The organism is Leifsonia sp. NPDC058292 (genome assembly GCF_042880955.1).
GTDB lineage: Bacteria > Actinomycetota > Actinomycetes > Actinomycetales > Microbacteriaceae > Leifsonia.
The window spans coordinates 53,610-71,070 of sequence record NZ_JBHVYL010000004.1; the positions used below are offsets into that span (position 1 = coordinate 53,610).

Here is a 17,461-nt window from a genome sequence, read left to right on the forward strand (position 1 = left end):
GCCGTGAGTGATCCGATTCGTTGCGCAATCGATGCGCCGCCGCTCCCCGGTAGAATCGGTGACCGTGACTCCCGCTGACCTCTCCGCCGCCCTGCTCGACATCGTGACCTCTGTCGTCGAGCGCCGACGCGAGTCCGGGGCAGCCGTGGGCGATGTCACGATCACCATCGACGACGTTCCTCTCGAGCGTCCGAAGAACCGGGAACACGGCGACTGGGCCTCCAACGTGGCGATGCGGCTGGCCAAGCGCATCGGCACGAATCCGCGTGAGCTCGCGACCGAGATCGCGGAGGCCGCCGCAGGCATCGACGGTGTCGCGTCCGCCGAGGTCGCCGGCCCCGGCTTCATCAACTTCCGTCTCGACGCTGCGGCCGCCGGAGCGCTGGCGAAGACGATCGTCGACGCCGGCGACGAGTACGGCAACGGCCACCTCTACGACGGCCTGACCGTGAACCTGGAGTTCGTCTCCGCCAACCCCACCGGCCCGATCCACATGGGTGGCGTGCGCTGGGCGGCCGTCGGCGACAGCCTGGCGCGAGTGCTCGCCGCCGAGGGTGCCGACGTCACGCGCGAGTACTACTTCAACGACCACGGCTCCCAGATCGACCGTTTTGCGCGCAGCCTGCTCGCCGCCTACCTCGGCGAGCCGACCCCGGAAGACGGCTACGGCGGAGCGTACATCGGCGAGATCGCCGATCAGGTCGTCGCCGAATACGACGGCGACATCGCCGCCCTCCCGCGCGACGAGCAGCAGGAGGTGTTCCGTTCCGTCGGCACCGAGCTGATGTTCGCCGAGATCAAGGCGAAACTCCACAGCTTCGGCGTCGACTTCGACGTCTTCTTCCACGAGGATTCGCTGCACGAGTCCGGCGCGGTCGAGCGAGCCATCGAGCGCTTGCGCGAGCAGGGTCACATCTTCGAGGCCGACGGCGCGATCTGGCTGCGCACCACCACGTTCGGCGACGACCGCGACCGCGTCATCATCCGCAGCAACGGCGAGCCCGCGTACATCTCGGGCGACCTCGGCTACTACCTCGACAAGCGCGAGCGCGGGTTCGAGCAGAACATCATCATGCTGGGCGCCGACCACCACGGCTACGTCGGCCGCATGATGGCGATGGTCGAGGCGTTCGGCGACGTTCCGAACGTCAACCTGCAGATCCTCATCGGGCAGATGGTCAACCTGGTGCGCGACGGTCAGCCGGTCAAGATGTCGAAGCGGGCGGGCACGATCGTCACCCTGGACGACCTCGTCGACGCGGTCGGGGTGGATGCCGGCCGTTACGCCCTCGTGCGCTCCTCCAGTGACTCGCAGCTCGACATCGACCTCGATCTGCTGAGCAAGCGCAGCAACGAGAACCCCGTCTACTACGTGCAGTACGCACACGCACGCACCCGCTCCGTCGCGACGAACGCGGCGGCGGCAGGCGTCGACCGCAGCGCGTTCGCTCCCGAACTGCTCACGCACGAGAGCGAGTCGGCGCTGCTCGGCGGGCTCCAGGAATTCCCGCGGGTCGTCGCCCAGGCCGCCGATCTGCGCGAGCCGCACCGCGTCGCACGCTACCTCGAGGAACTCGCCGGGCTCTACCACACCTGGTATGCGGCGACCCGGGTCATCCCTTTGGGCGACGAGCCGGTCACCGACCTGCACCGCACCCGCCTGTGGCTGAACGACGCGACCGGTCAGGTCATCCGCAACGGCCTCGGCCTGGTCGGGGTGTCCGCGCCGGATCGCATGTGAGGTGACCGGATGAGCGACTCCCGCCCGAACCGCACCGCTCCCACCGAGGTGGTGACCCCAGCCGCGCCCCTGGCGCAGACAGCGCCGCCGCGCAAGAAGCGTCGCGGGCTCCGCGTGCTCCTCTGGATCCTCATCCCGATCCTGGTGCTCGTCGCTCTGTTCTTCGTCGTCGACGCCATCGTGCGTTCCTACGCCGAAGGCCGGGTCGCGTCGGAGATCGAGAAGAACCTTCCGGACACGGTGGATGGGGACATCGCCGTGCACATCGGGGGCGTCTCGGTCATCCAGCAGTACCTGAGCGGTTCGTTCGAGCGGGTCGAACTGGAGGCGCCGAAGCTGACCGTTCAGAACGTGCCGATCAGCGCATCCGTCGTCGCGACCGGCGTTCCGTCCGACTTCACGAAGCCGGTCGCCGCGATCGACGGCACCCTCGGGATCTCCCAGAGTGCGCTCAACCGCCTCGTCACGATCCCGGGGGTGACCGGAGACCTGAGGCTCGGAACGGGCACCCTGGGCTACGCCGGCACCGCAGACCTCCTGGGGCTCCCGATCGGCTACCAGCTCTCGGTCAAGCCGGAGGCGGCGGGCAAGACGGTGCTGTTGCAGCCGGTCGACGCCACGGTGACGACGGGCGCCGGCGACCTCGACCTCTCGACGCTGGTCAAAGCGCTGACCGATCGCGGACCTCTCCCGGTGTGCGTCGCTCAGTATCTGCCGAACGGTGTGCTCGTGAACGACATCACCGTCACGAAGGGCCACGCGACCGTCGACCTGAACGCCAACGATCTCGTGCTCGACGAGGCGACCCTGCGCAGCAAGGGAAGCTGCTGAGCCGGTTGCGCATCCGGAGACGGAGCCGGTCGTCGTAACACTGTCGGGCCCTGTCAGGGAAGCTCGATAGGATCGCGGTACCGCGCGGTCGTTCGCGCGCGACGTTTTCTCTGTCGGCTTCAGGGGCCAATCCGGGTCCGCTCGCCTCGAGAGACCCCCACTCGTTTCCGACCCGTGAGGTTTTCCCCGTGGCTGTTTCCTCCTTCGCCGCCAACCCGTTGGCGCCCGATTGGCTGTCCGTCCCCGACGACGCCAACGCTCTCGTTTCCGGCCTGTGGTCGCGAACCGTCTCCCGTGACGCGGGCGAACTGACGGTCGGCGGTGTGCGCTCGTCCGAGCTGGTCGCGCACTACGGCACTCCTCTCTATGTCGTCGACGAGGCGGATGTGCGCGCCCGCGCCGCCGAGACGCGGTCGGCCTTCGTCGACGCTTTCGAGCGCATCGGCTCGGCCGCCAAGGTCTACTACGCCGGCAAGGCGTTCCTCAGCATCGAGGTGGCGCGCTGGATGACCGAGGCGGGCCTCAACGTCGACGTGTGCAGCGGTGGAGAGCTGGCGGTGGCGCTCGCCGCCGGTGTCGACCCCATGAACCTCGGGTTCCACGGCAACAACAAGTCGCTCGCCGAGATCGATCGTGCGGTGTCGGTGGGTATCGGTGCGATCATCATCGACAGTGCGCAGGAGATCGAGCGCGTCGCGGCCGCCGCCGAACGCCACGGCCGGGTTCAGCGGGTGAGGCTGCGGGTGAACAGCGGCGTTCACGCGCACACGCACGCGTTTCTGGCGACGGCACACGAAGACCAGAAGTTCGGCATCGCACTGGCGGATGCGACTGATGCCGTCGCTGCGATCCGGCAGCATCCGGCCCTCGACTTCCTGGGCCTGCACTGCCACATCGGATCGCAGATCTTCGGTGCGGACGGGTTCGCCGAGTCCGCTGCGCGTCTGCTCGCCGTCCACAAGCGACTGCTCGTCGGCGGGCACGTCCCCGAGCTGAATCTCGGCGGCGGGTTCGGCGTCGCATACACGGCCGCCGACGACCCATCCCCGATCCGCGAGCTCGCCTCCCGCATCGCGGAGACGGTCGCCGCCGCTTGCGCCGACCTCGACATCCCCGTGCCGGTCGTCGCCTTCGAACCGGGGCGCTCGATCATCGGCACCGCCGGTCTCACGCTCTACACGGCCGGAACCTCGAAAGACGTGCGCGTCGCCTACCAAGACGACGGCGAGACGGCGGTGCGCCGTTACGTGAGCGTCGACGGCGGAATGAGCGACAACGCACGCACAGCGCTGTACGGCGCCGACTACTCGGTGCGCATCGCGAACCGGGTGACGGATGCGCCCCCCGCGCTGGTGCGCGTCGCCGGCAAGCACTGCGAGAGCGGCGACATCGTCGTCGACGCGGATTACCTCCCGGCCGATGTCGCGCCGGGCGACGTGCTCGCCGTCGCCGCGACCGGCGCATACTGCTGGTCGCTCGCCAGCAACTACAACCATGTCGGCCGGCCGGCCGTCGTCGCCGTGCGCGACGGCTCGTCGCGGGTGATCGTGCGCGGCGAGACCGAAGCGGACCTCCTCGCCCGTGACGCCGCATACGTGCCCTCGGCCGCGGCCGAACCCGCGACCGCGTATCCCGCCACCGAACAGCCCACCGACGGCGAAGGAGCCCAGGCATGATCGAATACCGCTCTCTCCGGATAGCGCTGCTGGGCGCAGGCTCCGTCGGCTCGCAGGTGGCCCGGCTGCTGCTCGTACAGGGCGACGAACTGGCCTCCCGCGTCGGTGCGAGCCTGGAGCTCGTCGGCATCGCTGTGCGCGACATCGACGCGGCCCGTGACGTCGAACTGCCGAGGCACCTCTACACGACAGACGCGTCATCGCTCATCCTGGGCGCCGACATCGTCGTCGAGCTGATGGGCGGCATCGAGCCGGCCCGGGGATACGTGCTGCAGGCGCTCAACTCCGGAGCCGACGTCATCACCGCCAACAAGGCGCTGCTCGCCACGCACGGCCCCGAACTGTTCGAGGCAGCGGAGCAGGTCGGTGCGCAGCTCTACTACGAGGCGGCCGTCGGCGGCGCCATCCCGATCATCCGGCCGCTGCGCGACAGCCTGGCCGGCGACAGGGTGAACCGTATCCTCGGCATCGTCAACGGAACGACGAACTTCGTGCTCGACCGGATGGACGTGAACGGCGAGACGCTGCAAGACGCACTCGCCATCGCGACGGAGCGCGGTTACGCGGAGGCCGACCCGACCGCCGACATCGGGGGATACGACGCGGCGCAGAAGGCCGCCATCCTCGCGAGCCTCGCGTTCCACACCACCGTTCCGCTCGAATCCGTGTACCGCGAGGGCATCACCGGGGTCTCGAAGGTGCAGGTCGACGCCGCCCGCGAGGCAGGGATGGTCATCAAGCTGCTCGCGATCTGTGAACGGCTGACCGATCCCGCGACCGGGATCGAGGGTGTGTCAGCCCGGGTGTACCCGGCGCTCATCCGCCGCGACCACCCGCTCGCGGCCGTGCACGGGGCGCACAACGCGGTCTTCGTGCAGTCCGCCGCGGCGGGCGACCTCATGTTCTACGGCGCGGGCGCCGGGGGAGTCGAGACCGCTTCGGCCGTGCTCGGGGATGTGGTCTCCGCGGCCCGCCGCCACGTGGTCGGGGGCCCTGGCGTCGCCGAGTCGACGCACGCCCAGCTTCCCGTCCTCGACGTGGGGCGCGTCATCACCCGGTACCAGATCACGCTCGAGGTCGCCGACCAGCCCGGCGTGCTGGCCGCTGTCGCCCGCACGCTCAGCGACGGCGGGGTCAGCGTCGAGACGGTTCAGCAGTCGGTCGCGACCGCGACAGGGATGCTCACGCTCCCGGCCGCCTTCTCCGCGTCGGCCGGTGACGACTCGGTTCCTCCGCACCCCGCACCCACCGCTACCCTGGTTATCGGCACCCACGAAGCCGAGGAAGCCGCTCTGGCGGCAACCGTCGAATCCCTGGCCGCAAGCGATGTGGTCACCGCAATCTCATCCGTTCTCCGAGTCGAAGGATCGTAATGCCCGAAAAGCCGAACAGTCGTCAGTGGCGGGGAGTCCTGCGTGAGTACGCGGACCGTCTCAACATCAGCGACGCGACGCCGATCGTCACGCTCGGCGAGGGCGGAACGCCCCTGCTCCCCGCACCCGCGCTCTCGGCGCGCACCGGAGCGAACGTCTACGTGAAGTTCGAGGGGATGAACCCCACCGGTTCGTTCAAAGACCGCGGCATGACGATGGCGATCTCCAAGGCCGTCGAGCACGGCGCGAAGGCCGTCATCTGCGCCTCGACGGGCAACACGTCGGCCTCGGCCGCCGCCTACGCGACGCACGCGGGCATCCAGGCCGTCGTGCTGGTGCCGGAGGGCAAGATCGCGATGGGCAAGCTCAGCCAGGCCATCGCCCACAACGCGCAGCTGCTGCAGGTGCAGGGCAACTTCGACGACTGCCTCGAGATCGCCCGCGACCTGGCCACCCACTACCCGGTGCACCTCGTGAACTCTGTGAACCCCGACCGCATCGAGGGTCAGAAGACGGCCGCGTTCGAGGTCGTCGAGGTTCTGGGCGACGCCCCCGACTTCCACATCGTTCCCGTCGGCAACGCGGGCAACTACACGGCGTACCACCGCGGGTACACCGAGGAGCTGCAGCGGGGCGAGGCCACCAAGCTTCCCCGGATGTTCGGCTTCCAGGCCGCGGGCAGCGCACCGATCGTGCTGGGCCACCCGGTGAAAGACCCGGACACCATCGCGTCCGCCATCCGCATCGGCAACCCCGCTTCGTGGGAGCTCGCACTCAACGCGCGCGACGACAGCGACGGCTACTTCGGCGCGATCGAAGACAGAGCGATCCTCGATGCCCAGCGCATCCTGTCGGCCGAGGTCGGCATCTTCGTCGAGCCGGCCTCCGCGATCAGCGTCGCCGGTCTGCTCGAGCGCTCGGCCGCGGGGGTCATCCCCGCCGGAGCGACCGTCGTGCTCACCGTCACCGGTCACGGCCTCAAAGACCCGCAGTGGGCGCTCCGCACCGAAGACGGTTCCGACGTTCAGCCGACGGTCGTCCCCGTCGACGCGACGGCCATCGCCGACGTGCTCGGGCTGCAGGCCACCTCCGACGACACCGCCGGAGCACCCGCGTGACCTTCTCGGCCGACGACCTGCGCGGCCGCGCGGTCACGGTCAAGGTTCCCGCCACCAGCGCCAACCTGGGTCCAGGATTCGACACGCTCGGTCTCGCGCTCGCCCAGTACGACGAGTTGCGCGTCTCGGTGCGCGACGAGCCCGGTGCGACCGTCGAGGTCATCGGAGTCGGCGAGGGTGAGGTTCCCACCGACGAGAGCAACCTCGTCGTGCGGGCGATCGCGCACACGTTCGACGCCGTCGGCATCCCGATGCCCGGTCTCGATCTCGTCGCCAGGAACACGATCCCGCACGGGCGCGGTCTCGGGTCGTCGGGAGCCGCGATCGTCTCCGGCATCATGGCGGCGAAAGGCCTGCTCGACGGCATCGTCGAGATCGACGCCCAGGGGCTGCTCGCGCTCGCCAACGACATGGAGGGGCACCCGGACAACGTGGCGCCCGCTCTCTTCGGCGGCCTCACCATCGCGTGGGTGACCCCCACCGGTCCGCGCTTCAAGAAGCTGATCGTGCATCGCGGCGTCTCGCCGCTCGTGTTCGTGCCCGAGCACGTGATGTCGACCGCGCTCGCGCGCAGCCTGCAGCCGGAGTCGGTGCCGCACGAAGACGCGGTGTTCAACGTCTCCCGCTCCGCCCTGCTCGTCGCGGCCCTCATCCAGAGCCCCGAGCTGTTGCACGCCGCCACCGAGGACAAGCTGCACCAGAGCTATCGCGCCTCGGCGATGCCCGAGACCGACAGACTCATCACGCTCTTGCGCGAGAACGGTTTCGCCGCCGTCGTCTCGGGCGCCGGTCCGTCGATCCTCGTGCTCTGCAGCGATCCGAGTCAGCGGCTCGCCGCCGCAGAACTCGTGGCGCACAAGTCGGAGACGCGCTGGCAGCCACTCATGCTCGCCGTCGACTTCAAAGGAGCGACGGTCACGCCGACCGCGAAACAGTCGGACACACCCGCCGCGTAGCGTCAAGAGCGCACCGCCAAAGGTGGTAAACTGTGCCTGCACCCGCAAGAACCGCGTCACGAGCGAATCTGTCTTCGGGTGATTTCTAGCAATCATGCCGTCATTCCTGCCTGCGTATTCGAGACCTAGTCGAATACCGACGTCGAGCGGATCAGAACGCATCGCGTCAAGCCCATCAAGCACAGGCCAGTTCATATGACGAGCGCAGACGACAGCGATAATCGCTTGTCGGGGGAAAGGAATCCTCTTCAGTGACTGATGTCAATCTCCGCGCCGGGGGCGCGGACACCCGCGAACTGACGTCCCTCAAGGTGGCCGAGCTTCAGGCTCTCGCCGCCGAGTTGGGCATCCAGGGCGCCAACAGACTTCGCAAGGGCGAACTCGTCGAGGCCGTCGCCTCGGCGCGCGCCGCGGCCGCAGGCGCCACCGTCGGCGACGCGTCCCAGGCGGATGCAGCGAGCGAGCAGACCGAGCCAGAGAGCGCCGCGGCGTCCCAGGTTCTGATCGAGCCGCTCATCGCCGAGCCGGCTTCGGCCGAGCCGCACGTCGGCGAGCCGGTGCTACCGCCGGCACTGCAGGCGGCCACCGCTCCTGCCGTGGCCCGCAAGCGTGCGCCGCGCCGGGCGACCAGCGCAGACGCGCTCGTTCCCGCATCCACCCACCTCAACTCCGGCGCCACCGGCGTCGACTCGCTCATCCCGGATGTCGACGCCCTGCTCGACTCCGCCCTCGCCTCGCGCGAGTCGGCGGCGCAGCGCGGCGAGACCGCCACGGCCGACGACCAGAGCGGCGCTGCCGCCGAGGGTCAGAAGCAGGGGGAGACGAACCAGCGCGGCGGCCGCCGTCGTGGCCGCGGCAACCAGGGCGACCAGAACGCCCAGCAGTCGGAGCAGAACGGCAAGGCCGAGGCTCAGAACGACAACGCCTCGAGCGAGAAGGCGGCCGAGTCGGCCGACGACAACCGCGGCGAGCAGAACGGCGAGAACGGCGAAGGCGGCGACAACGGTCAGCAGCGCCAGGGCCGCGGCCGCAACCGCAACCGCAACAAGAACAACAGCGGCCAGGCCGGCGACAACCAGCAGGGCCAGGGCCAGCAGGGCCAGGGCCAGCAGAGCCAGGGCCAGCAGGGCCAGGGCCGCGACGACTCCGCCAAGGAGCAGAACGGCCAGCAGGGCCGCGGTCAGCAGAACCAGAACCGCAACAACGGTCCCCAGACCGAGGCTCAGGCCGACGGTGAGCGCGGCGGTCGCAGCCGCTACCGCGACCGCAAGCGTCGCGGCGGCAGCACCGGAACCGACGAATTCGAGCCGGAGATCGCCGACGACGACGTGCTGATCCCCGTCGCGGGCATCCTGGATGTTCTCGACAACTACGCGTTCGTGCGCACCTCGGGCTACCTCCCGGGCACCAACGACGTGTACGTGTCGCTCGGCCAGGTCAAGAAGTACAACCTGCGCAAAGGTGACGCCGTCGTCGGCGCCATCCGCCAGCCGCGCGAGGGCGAGAACAACACCCGTCAGAAGTACAACGCCATCGTCAAGGTCGACTCGATCAACGGTCAGACCATCGAAGAGGCCGCGAGCCGCGTCGAGTTCGGCAAGCTCACCCCGCTCTACCCGCAGGAGCGTCTGCGGCTGGAGACCGAGCCCACCAAGATCACGCAGCGCATCATCGACCTGGTCGCCCCGATCGGCAAGGGCCAGCGCGGCCTCATCGTCGCGCCGCCCAAGGCCGGCAAGACCATCGTGATGCAGCAGATCGCGAACGCCATCACGACGAACAACCCCGAGGTCCACCTCATGGTCGTTCTCGTCGACGAGCGTCCCGAAGAGGTCACCGACATGCAGCGCACGGTGAAGGGTGAGGTCATCGCCTCGACCTTCGACCGTCCGGCCGAAGACCACACCACCGTCGCCGAGCTCGCCATCGAGCGCGCCAAGCGTCTGGTGGAGCTCGGTCACGACGTCGTCGTGCTGCTCGACTCGATCACCCGACTCGGACGCGCGTACAACCTCGCGGCTCCGGCCTCGGGCCGCATCCTCTCCGGTGGTGTCGACGCTTCGGCGCTCTACCCGCCGAAGCGCTTCTTCGGCGCCGCGCGCAACATCGAGCACGGCGGATCGCTCACGATCCTCGCCTCGGCGCTGGTGGAGACCGGCTCCAAGATGGACGAGGTCATCTTCGAGGAGTTCAAGGGCACCGGCAACATGGAGCTCCGCCTGTCGCGCCAGCTGGCCGACAAGCGCATCTTCCCCGCGGTGGATGTGAACGCATCCGGAACCCGTCGCGAAGAGATGCTGATGGGCGCCGACGAGGTCAAGATCACCTGGAAGCTGCGCCGCGCCCTCGCCGGGCTCGACCAGCAGCAGGCGCTCGAGATCGTGCTTGGCCGTCTCAAGGAGACCACCAGCAACGTCGAGTTCCTCATGCAGGTGCAGAAGTCGATGCCCGCCGCGCCCGCCGGCGCCCACGGCACGGCCCACTCGCACTCCAGCGAGCACGACCACCGCTAGCTGATTCAGTGCCCGTCCCCGTCGGTTCCCCCGGCGGTGGCGGGCACTTTGCTTTGCCCGAACGCGGAATCTGACGAAAGAAGAACACCAATGTTCGAATCGGTGAACACCCTGATCGCCGAGCACGACGACCTGCAGGAGCAGCTCGCCGACCCGGAGTTGCACAGCGACCCTGTGCGGTCGAAGAAGGTGAACCGCCGATACGCGGAGCTCAGCAGGATCGTCGCGGCGTACAACCACTGGAAGCAGCTCGAAGACGATCTCGCGGCCGCCAAAGAGCTCGCCGCCGAAGACGAAGCGTTCGCCGAAGAGGTGCCGGGGCTCGAGGCAGAATTGGCCGAGACCGGCGAGAAGCTCCGCCGGCTGCTCATCCCTCGTGACGAGAACGACAGCCGCGACGTGATCATGGAGATCAAGATGGGGGAGGGCGGGGCCGAGTCCGCGCTCTTCGCCGCCGACCTCCTGCGCATGTACCTCCACTACGCCGAGTCGAAGAAGTGGAAGACGGAGATCCTCGAGCAGACGTCGAGCGATCTGGGCGGCATCAAAGATGTGCAGCTCGCCATCAAAGGCAACTCGTCCGACCCGGCGGAGGGCGTGTGGGCGCACCTCAAGTACGAGGGAGGGGTGCACCGCGTGCAGCGCGTGCCGGCGACCGAGTCGCAGGGGCGCATCCACACCTCCGCCGCGGGCGTTCTGGTCTTTCCCGAGGTCGACGAGCCGGAGGAGGTCGAGATCAGCCCCAACGATCTGAAGATCGACGTGTACCGGTCGAGCGGCCCCGGTGGGCAGTCGGTCAACACGACGGACTCCGCCGTGCGCATCACCCACCTCCCGACCGGCATCGTGGTCGCGATGCAGAACGAGAAGAGCCAGCTGCAGAACCGTGAGGCCGGCATGCGTGTGCTGCGTGCCAGAGTGCTCGCGCGTCAGCAGGAGGAGCTGGATGCGGCGGCCTCGGCCGTGCGCAAGAGCCAGATCCGCACGATGGACCGGTCGGAGCGCATCCGCACCTACAACTTCCCGGAGAACCGGATAGCCGACCACCGCACCGGCTACAAGGCCTACAACCTCGACGCCGTCATGAACGGCGCCCTCGAGCCCGTCATCGAGTCCTGCATCCTCGCCGACGAAGAGGCCCGCCTGGCCGACCTCGGCGCCGACTGACCCCTCCACCCCCTAACAAAGCAATCGACTCCGGTCAGAATGCTCTTCCAGCGCCGCTGAGAGAGCATTCTGACCGGAGTCGATTGCTTTCAGATGTAGATTGCGGGGTCGATCCAGTCGTCGCCGGGGATCTGCTCGTGGCCGGTGCGGTGGCGCGCGCGAGCGGGCACGCCGGTGAGCACCGAGTCGGCGGGGGAGTCGTGCACGACGACGGCGTTCGCACCGATGACCGACCGCGCGCCGATCGTGATGGCGCCGAGCACTTTCGCCCCCGCTCCGACGGTCACGCTGTTCTCGATCGTCGGATGGCGTTTGCCGTGCCCGCTGCCCTTACCGCCGAGCGTGACGCCGTGATAGATCATCACGTCGTCTCCCACCCACGTCGTCTCGCCGATCACGACGCCCATCCCGTGGTCGATGAAGAACCGCCGGCCGATCGTCGCTCCGGGGTGGATCTCGACGCCGGTGAGAAACCGCGTGAACTGCGAGAGGAAGCGGGCCGGCGTTCTGAGCCCGGCCCGCCACATCCGGTGCGCCACCCGATACGACCACACGGCGTGGAGCCCCGAATACGCCATCGACACCTCGAAGGCGCTGCGGGCGGCGGGGTCGTGCCTGCGCGCGTTCGCGATGTCTTCGCGGATGCGGGGGAAGGGCGCCATGGATCGGTTCCGTGCTGGTCAGTCGAGCAGGTCTGCCCAGAGCGGCGTGGAGATGTAGCGCTCGCCCGTGTCGCAGATGACCGCGACGACCGTCTTACCGGCGTTCTCGGGACGCTTGGCGACCTCGAGGGCCGCCCAGACGATGGCGCCGGAGGAGATGCCCGCGAGCAGGCCTTCTTGGCTCGCGAGCTTCTTGGCGACGTCGACCGCGTCGTCGAACGACACGTCGACGACCTCGTCGTACACCGTGGTGTCGAGGATCTCGGGCACGAAGTTGGCGCCGATGCCCTGGATCTTGTGAGGGCCGGGCTTGCCGCCGTTCAGGATGGGGGAGTCGAGCGGTTCGACCGCGATGATCTGCACGCCGGGCTTGCGCGCTTTGAGCACCTGGCCGACGCCGGTGATGGTGCCGCCGGTGCCGATGCCTGAGACGAAGATGTCGACTCCGCCGTCGGTGTCGGCCCAGATCTCCTCGGCGGTGGTGGCGCGGTGGATGGCCGGGTTGGCCTCGTTCGCGAACTGCTTCGCCCAGATGGCGTTGTCGGTGTTCGCGACGATCTCCTGGGCCTTCTCGACCGCCCCGCGCATGCCGTCGGGCCCAGGCGTCAGCACGATCTCGGCACCGAACGCGCGCAGCAGCACCCGGCGCTCTTTGCTCATGGTCTCCGGCATGGTGAGGATCACCCTGTATCCGCGCGCCGCTCCGACCATCGCCAGAGCGATCCCGGTGTTGCCGCTGGTGCCTTCGACGATGGTGCCGCCGGGCCGCAGGGCGCCGGCTTTCTCGGCGGCGTCGATGATCGCCACGCCGATGCGGTCTTTGACGCTGCCGGCGGGGTTGGCGAACTCGAGCTTGCCGAGCACGGTGGCATCGATGCCTTCGGTGATTCGGTTGAGCTTCACGAGAGGGGTCTTGCCGACCGCTTCGGTGACGTTCTCGTAGATGTGACCTGTCATGGCCTCTTCCTTGTGGCACGGATACGGATGGGACGGGAGCGTCACCACTCTAATCTTCGGCGCCCAGGGTGAATGCCGTGTGACGCCGGTGGATGTCTGACGCTAGGCTCGACGGCGATGTTCCCACCCGACTCGCCTTCCCCTGCCGCTGCCGTTCCGGTCACCGTCTCCTCCCTTCGCGACGAGGTCTCCGGCGTGCTCGAGCGTGCCGGGGTGCCGGATCCTGTCGTCGACGCCGAGTTGCTCATCGGGCATGTGCTCGACGCCGGCCGCGGACGCGTGCAGGCGCTACTGCACATGGGCTCCGAGGTGAGCGACGACGACGCGGCGCGGGTGCGCGAACTCGCGGCCCGCCGCGCGACGCGTGAGCCGCTCCAGCACATCACCGGTCGCGCGCCCTTCCGGTCGCTCGAGCTCGCGGTCGGCCCTGGCGTGTTCGTGCCTCGTCCCGAGACCGAGCAGGTCGTGCAGTTCGCGATCGACGCTCTGCGCGCCGTTCCCTCTCCCGAGCCGATCGGCGTCGACCTGGGCACCGGCAGCGGAGCGATCGCTCTGGCGATGGCAACGGAGGTGCCGCACGCGCGCGTCGTCGCCGTGGAGAACTCGCCCGAGGCCTTCATCTGGGCGCGTAGGAACGTCGAGGAGTCCGGAGCATCGAACGCCCGCGTCGTGTTCGTCGACCTCGCCGACGCGCTTCCCGAGCTCGACGGAACCGTCGATGTCGTGATCTCGAACCCGCCGTACATCCCCGCCGAGGCGATCCCTCGCGATCCCGAGGTTCGTCTCTTCGACCCGCCGGCGGCTCTCTACGGCGGTGCGGACGGCCTGGATGTCGTGCGCACGATCTCCCGCGTCGCCCAGCGGCTGCTGCATCCGGGCGGCACTCTGGTTCTCGAGCACGGCGAGCTGCAGGGGGCGGAGATCCGCGGCATCCTCACCGCCGACGGCTGGCGCGCAGCCGCCACCCACCGCGACCTGACGACCCGCGATCGAACCACGACGGCGGTGCGCTAGCCCTTCGCGGCCGCTTTCGCCGCCTTCTCCTCGGTTTTCGCTTGGCGCTCGCGCGCCTTCTCGATGGCCTCCCGCTCGCGTTTGCGGGCCTCGCGCAGTCTGCTCTCGGCTTCGCGGCGGGCTTTGGCCGCCTCGCGGACCGCCCTGTCGTGGGGCGCGGGTTCCGGTCGCGGCATCGCGGCGACGATGGGCTCGCCGGTGCTGCGCGCATCCACATATCGCTGGATGCCGTCGAGGATCCGCTCGAGGCCCCACGCATAGTCGTCCTGATCGTCTTCGTCGTCGGAGTACACGCCGGAACGCACGAGCGGGGCCAGGTAGGGGAACCGCTCGTCGGTCACCAGTTCGCTCAGTGCCGCAGCGAAGGCTGCGCCGTTCTGCCGGGGGCCGTCGGTCTGCTCGCGGGCGCGGAGCACGTCCCTTTCGACCAGGCCGAACGCGCGGGCGTAGGAGCTCAGGGTCAGCGCGGTCGACATCTTCTCCTGATCGCTCAGCGGAAGGTCTTTCATGACGCGGAGGCCCCAGTCGAGCACGGCGAGGTTGTTGGGCATGAGGGGCATTCCCGAGATCGGGATGTCGGCGAACCAGGGGTGCGCCCGCATCACGTCGATCGTCGCTCCCGCCCAGACGCGCAGCCCGTCGCGCCACTGGCCGTCTTCGCCTTCCGGGGGGATGGGGATGGCGCACACGGCGTCTTGCATCAGCTGCAGGATGTCGTCTTTGCTCGTCACGTAGCGGTAGAGCGACATCGTGGTGAAGCCGAGGGTGGTGGCGATCTTGCTCATCGAGACGGCGCCGAGGCCCTCGTCGTCGGCGATCTGGATGGCCGTGTCGACGATGCGTTCGATGCTGAGTTCGCGCTTCGGTCCCCGCTGAGGGCGCTCCGCTACTCCCCAGCTGAGCGCGACCGCTCGGGGGAGTGCCTCTTCGACGGCGTCTGCCATTTTCTCGCGCCCTTCGGTTGGTCGTTGACACCCATCCTAGAACTGTGTATACCTTAAACAAAATCGTATGCGCCGTAAACAGTTTGCGCCATACTCAGATCACTGACACCCCCATTCACCGATCGGAAGGAAACCAATCATGGCGACAGCCATCGAGGTCGTGGGCCTCCGCAAATCGTTCGGCGACCAGCAGGTGCTCGACGGGATCGACCTGTGCGTGCAGGCCGGAACCGTGTTCGCGCTGTTGGGACCGAACGGGGCGGGCAAGACCACCCTCATCAACATCCTGTCCACCCTCGTCGCTCCCGACGCGGGCACGGCGGCCGTCGCGGGCTGCGACGTGGTCGCCGACCGCGACGGCGTCAAACGCGCCATCAGCCTCACCGGTCAATCGGCCGCGGTCGACGAGGTGCTCACCGCCGAGGAGAACCTCCGCATGATGGCGCGGCTCTCCGGCTACTCGGCCCGCGCCTCGAAGCGCCGGGCGAGCGAGCTGCTCGATCAGTTCGGCCTTGCCGACGCATCCCGCAAGAAGGTCAAGACCTTCTCGGGCGGCATGCGGCGGCGCCTCGACCTTGCGATCAGTCTCGTCGCCACCCCTCCGGTGATCTTCCTCGACGAGCCGACGACCGGTCTCGACACCCGCAGCCGTCAGGCGCTGTGGGGCATGATCCTCGAGCTGGCGGCGCAAGGCATCACCGTCTTCCTCACGACGCAGTATCTGGAGGAGGCCGACCAGCTCGCTGACCGCATCGCGGTCATCGACGGCGGTGTGGTCGTCGCGGAGGGCACCGCCGCCGAGCTCAAGGCGCGGGTCGGCGGCGAGGTCGTCGAGCTGCGCGACGCGAACGACGAGATCGTGCGCGAACTCCCCACCGACGGCAGCGTGCACGGGTTGCGCGAAGCCATCGACCTGCTCGACGCGACCGGGGTCTCCGGCGGCAGCGTGAGCATCCGCAAGCCGAGCATGGACGACGTGTTCCTCGCTCTCACCGCACAGAACCTGGAGGTCACCCGCTGATGTCTACCGCCCTGATCCCCGGCCGCGTCGCGGCCGTCGTCGCCCCGCCCGCCGATCGTTCCGTCTCGGCGCTGACGAGCACGGCCGTGTTCATCGGCCGCAGCATCCGTCACACGCTCCGCAACACTGAAGCGCTGATCATGGCGATCGTGCTGCCGATCATGCTGATGCTCCTCTTCACCTACGTGTTCGGCGGCGCGATCGATGCCGGCGGCGACTACGTGGACTACGTTGTGCCCGGCATCATCCTGCTCTGCGCGGGGTTCGGCTCCTCCAGCACGGCCGTCGACGTGGCCGACGACATGACGAACGGCATCGTCGACCGCTTTCGCACGATGCCGCTCCGCAGCAGCGGCGTGATCACCGGTCACGTCGTCGCCAGCCTCCTGCGCAACCTGTTCGCCACCGCCGTGGTGATCGGTGTCGCCCTGCTCGTCGGCTTCAGGCCCACCGGTGACGCACTGCAGTGGATCGGCGCCATCGGGATGATCGCCCTCTTCATCCTGGCGATCACGTGGCTCTTCGCAGGGCTCGGCCTGGCCGCCCGCAGTTCCGCCGCGGCGAGCGGCTACGGCTTCGCCCTGCTGTTCCTGCCCTACCTGTCGAGCGCGTTCGTGCCGACGGACACGATGCCGGGCTGGCTGCAGTGGGTCGCGGACAACCAGCCGATCACCCCGGTGATCGAGACCATCCGCGGACTCCTCTTCAACACCGACATCGGCGATCATGCCTGGTGGGCTGTGGGCTGGTGCCTGCTCATCGTCGCCGGCTCGGCGGTGTGGACGTCGATCCTGTTCCGACGCAAGGCCGGGCGGCGCTGATCAGCGGTCGCGGTCCGCGAACGCGTGGATGGCGTCGACGAGACCGGCCGTGTCGAACGACGCGTCTTCGTTCTTGGTGAAGTGGAAGGCGTGCATTCCGAGCGCACGAGCCCCTTCGACGTTGGAGAGGGAGTCGTCGAACAGGATGGCGTCGGCGGGCTCCACACCGAACCGTCCGAGGGCGCGGGTGTAGATGCGGCGCTCGGGCTTGCGTGCACCAAGCACGGCGGAGACGAGGTCGTTCTCCCGCAGGGTGTCCACGATCTCGGGCGTGAGCACGGGGAGCGAGTCCTTGAACGGGATGGGGTTGTTCGACAGCAGCGAGACGGTGCCCAGTGTCGCCGCCTCTTCGAGCGCCGCGATGGATCCCGGGATGGGCGTCATGGCGGCCTTCCTCGCCACCTGCCACTGCTCGAGGGTGAGGTGGGCACCGGTCACCTCGGCGAACACCTCGAAGTACTCCTCGCTCGTTGAGTACTCGCCGATCTCGGCGGCGCGTTCGTGGCCGCCCGCCCACCAGCTGGCCGCGAGGCGATACTGGCTGACGCCTCCCAGCTCGGCGAGTTTCGGCAGCCGCTTGTGGAAGTCGTAGTCGTACAGGGTCTTGTCGCAGTCGAAGAAGTAGACGTCCATTGCCTCAAGTATCGTCCAGTCCGCAGGGAACCTC

At 68.5% G+C, this 17,461-nt stretch carries 15 protein-coding genes; 11 read left to right on the forward strand and 4 right to left on the reverse strand.

What is annotated here, in order from left to right:
• The first annotated feature begins 64 nt into the window (after positions 1 to 64).
• The 8 genes from argS to prfA all read left to right on the forward strand — a co-directional run bounded on the left by argS (position 65) and on the right by prfA (position 11,375).
• A complete protein-coding gene (gene argS / locus ACFVWR_RS04480) occupies positions 65 to 1,741 on the forward strand; it encodes an arginine--tRNA ligase (protein WP_387208431.1) in 1,677 nt (558 codons plus the stop codon).
• 9 nt (positions 1,742 to 1,750) lie between these two features.
• A complete protein-coding gene (locus ACFVWR_RS04485) occupies positions 1,751 to 2,572 on the forward strand; it encodes an LmeA family phospholipid-binding protein (RefSeq protein WP_387208433.1) in 822 nt (273 codons plus the stop codon).
• 188 nt (positions 2,573 to 2,760) lie between these two features.
• Positions 2,761 to 4,248 carry a diaminopimelate decarboxylase gene (gene lysA / locus ACFVWR_RS04490; RefSeq protein WP_387208435.1) on the forward strand — a complete coding sequence of 496 codons (1,488 nt, stop codon included), beginning with the start codon at positions 2,761 to 2,763 and terminating at the stop codon, positions 4,246 to 4,248.
• Complete coding sequence (locus ACFVWR_RS04495; protein WP_387208437.1) at positions 4,245 to 5,621, forward strand: homoserine dehydrogenase; 1,377 nt, start codon at positions 4,245 to 4,247, stop codon at positions 5,619 to 5,621. The genes lysA and ACFVWR_RS04495 overlap by 4 nt, the downstream gene beginning before the upstream one ends.
• Entirely contained in the window at positions 5,621 to 6,739 is a 1,119-nt protein-coding gene (thrC, locus tag ACFVWR_RS04500) for a threonine synthase (protein ID WP_387208439.1), read from the forward strand. Before ACFVWR_RS04495 ends, thrC begins: the two co-directional genes overlap by 1 nt.
• Positions 6,736 to 7,695 (forward strand): homoserine kinase, encoded by a 960-nt coding sequence (thrB, locus tag ACFVWR_RS04505; protein WP_387208441.1) that lies wholly within the window; start codon positions 6,736 to 6,738, stop codon positions 7,693 to 7,695. Before thrC ends, thrB begins: the two co-directional genes overlap by 4 nt.
• A 251-nt stretch (positions 7,696 to 7,946) precedes the next feature.
• Positions 7,947 to 10,208, forward strand: a complete 2,262-nt coding sequence (rho, locus tag ACFVWR_RS04510; protein ID WP_387208443.1) for a transcription termination factor Rho — start codon at positions 7,947 to 7,949, stop codon at positions 10,206 to 10,208.
• 90 nt (positions 10,209 to 10,298) lie between these two features.
• Complete coding sequence (gene prfA, locus ACFVWR_RS04515; RefSeq protein WP_387208445.1) at positions 10,299 to 11,375, forward strand: peptide chain release factor 1; 1,077 nt, start codon at positions 10,299 to 10,301, stop codon at positions 11,373 to 11,375.
• A gap of 89 nt (positions 11,376 to 11,464) precedes the next feature.
• Here the strand turns inward: prfA and epsC are convergent, their stop codons facing one another.
• Positions 11,465 to 12,037, reverse strand: coding sequence for a serine O-acetyltransferase EpsC (gene epsC / locus ACFVWR_RS04520; RefSeq protein WP_387208447.1), 573 nt, complete (start codon positions 12,035 to 12,037; stop codon positions 11,465 to 11,467).
• A gap of 18 nt (positions 12,038 to 12,055) precedes the next feature.
• Entirely contained in the window at positions 12,056 to 12,994 is a 939-nt protein-coding gene (gene cysK, locus ACFVWR_RS04525) for a cysteine synthase A (protein ID WP_387208449.1), read from the reverse strand.
• Between the two features lie 117 nt (positions 12,995 to 13,111).
• Here cysK and prmC point away from each other — a divergent pair, with 117 nt between their 5' ends.
• Positions 13,112 to 14,008 carry a peptide chain release factor N(5)-glutamine methyltransferase gene (gene prmC, locus ACFVWR_RS04530; protein WP_387208451.1) on the forward strand — a complete coding sequence of 299 codons (897 nt, stop codon included), beginning with the start codon at positions 13,112 to 13,114 and terminating at the stop codon, positions 14,006 to 14,008.
• On the opposite strand, the gene ACFVWR_RS04535 is transcribed toward prmC, so the two are convergent.
• Complete coding sequence (locus ACFVWR_RS04535; protein WP_387208453.1) at positions 14,005 to 14,952, reverse strand: TetR/AcrR family transcriptional regulator C-terminal domain-containing protein; 948 nt, start codon at positions 14,950 to 14,952, stop codon at positions 14,005 to 14,007. The two genes, prmC and ACFVWR_RS04535, sit on opposite strands and share 4 nt — an antisense overlap.
• Before the next feature lie 136 nt (positions 14,953 to 15,088).
• Here ACFVWR_RS04535 and ACFVWR_RS04540 point away from each other — a divergent pair, with 136 nt between their 5' ends.
• Both ACFVWR_RS04540 and ACFVWR_RS04545 read left to right on the forward strand, forming a co-directional pair.
• Complete coding sequence (locus ACFVWR_RS04540) at positions 15,089 to 15,973, forward strand: ATP-binding cassette domain-containing protein (protein ID WP_387208600.1); 885 nt, start codon at positions 15,089 to 15,091, stop codon at positions 15,971 to 15,973.
• A complete protein-coding gene (locus ACFVWR_RS04545; RefSeq protein WP_387208455.1) occupies positions 15,973 to 16,794 on the forward strand; it encodes an ABC transporter permease in 822 nt (273 codons plus the stop codon). The genes ACFVWR_RS04540 and ACFVWR_RS04545 overlap by 1 nt, the downstream gene beginning before the upstream one ends.
• On the opposite strand, the gene ACFVWR_RS04550 is transcribed toward ACFVWR_RS04545, so the two are convergent.
• The gene (locus tag ACFVWR_RS04550; RefSeq protein WP_387208457.1) at positions 16,795 to 17,427 is read right to left on the reverse strand and encodes an HAD-IA family hydrolase; all 633 of its coding nucleotides are present in this window, start codon (positions 17,425 to 17,427) and stop codon (positions 16,795 to 16,797) included.
• Positions 17,428 to 17,461 lie beyond the last annotated feature (34 nt).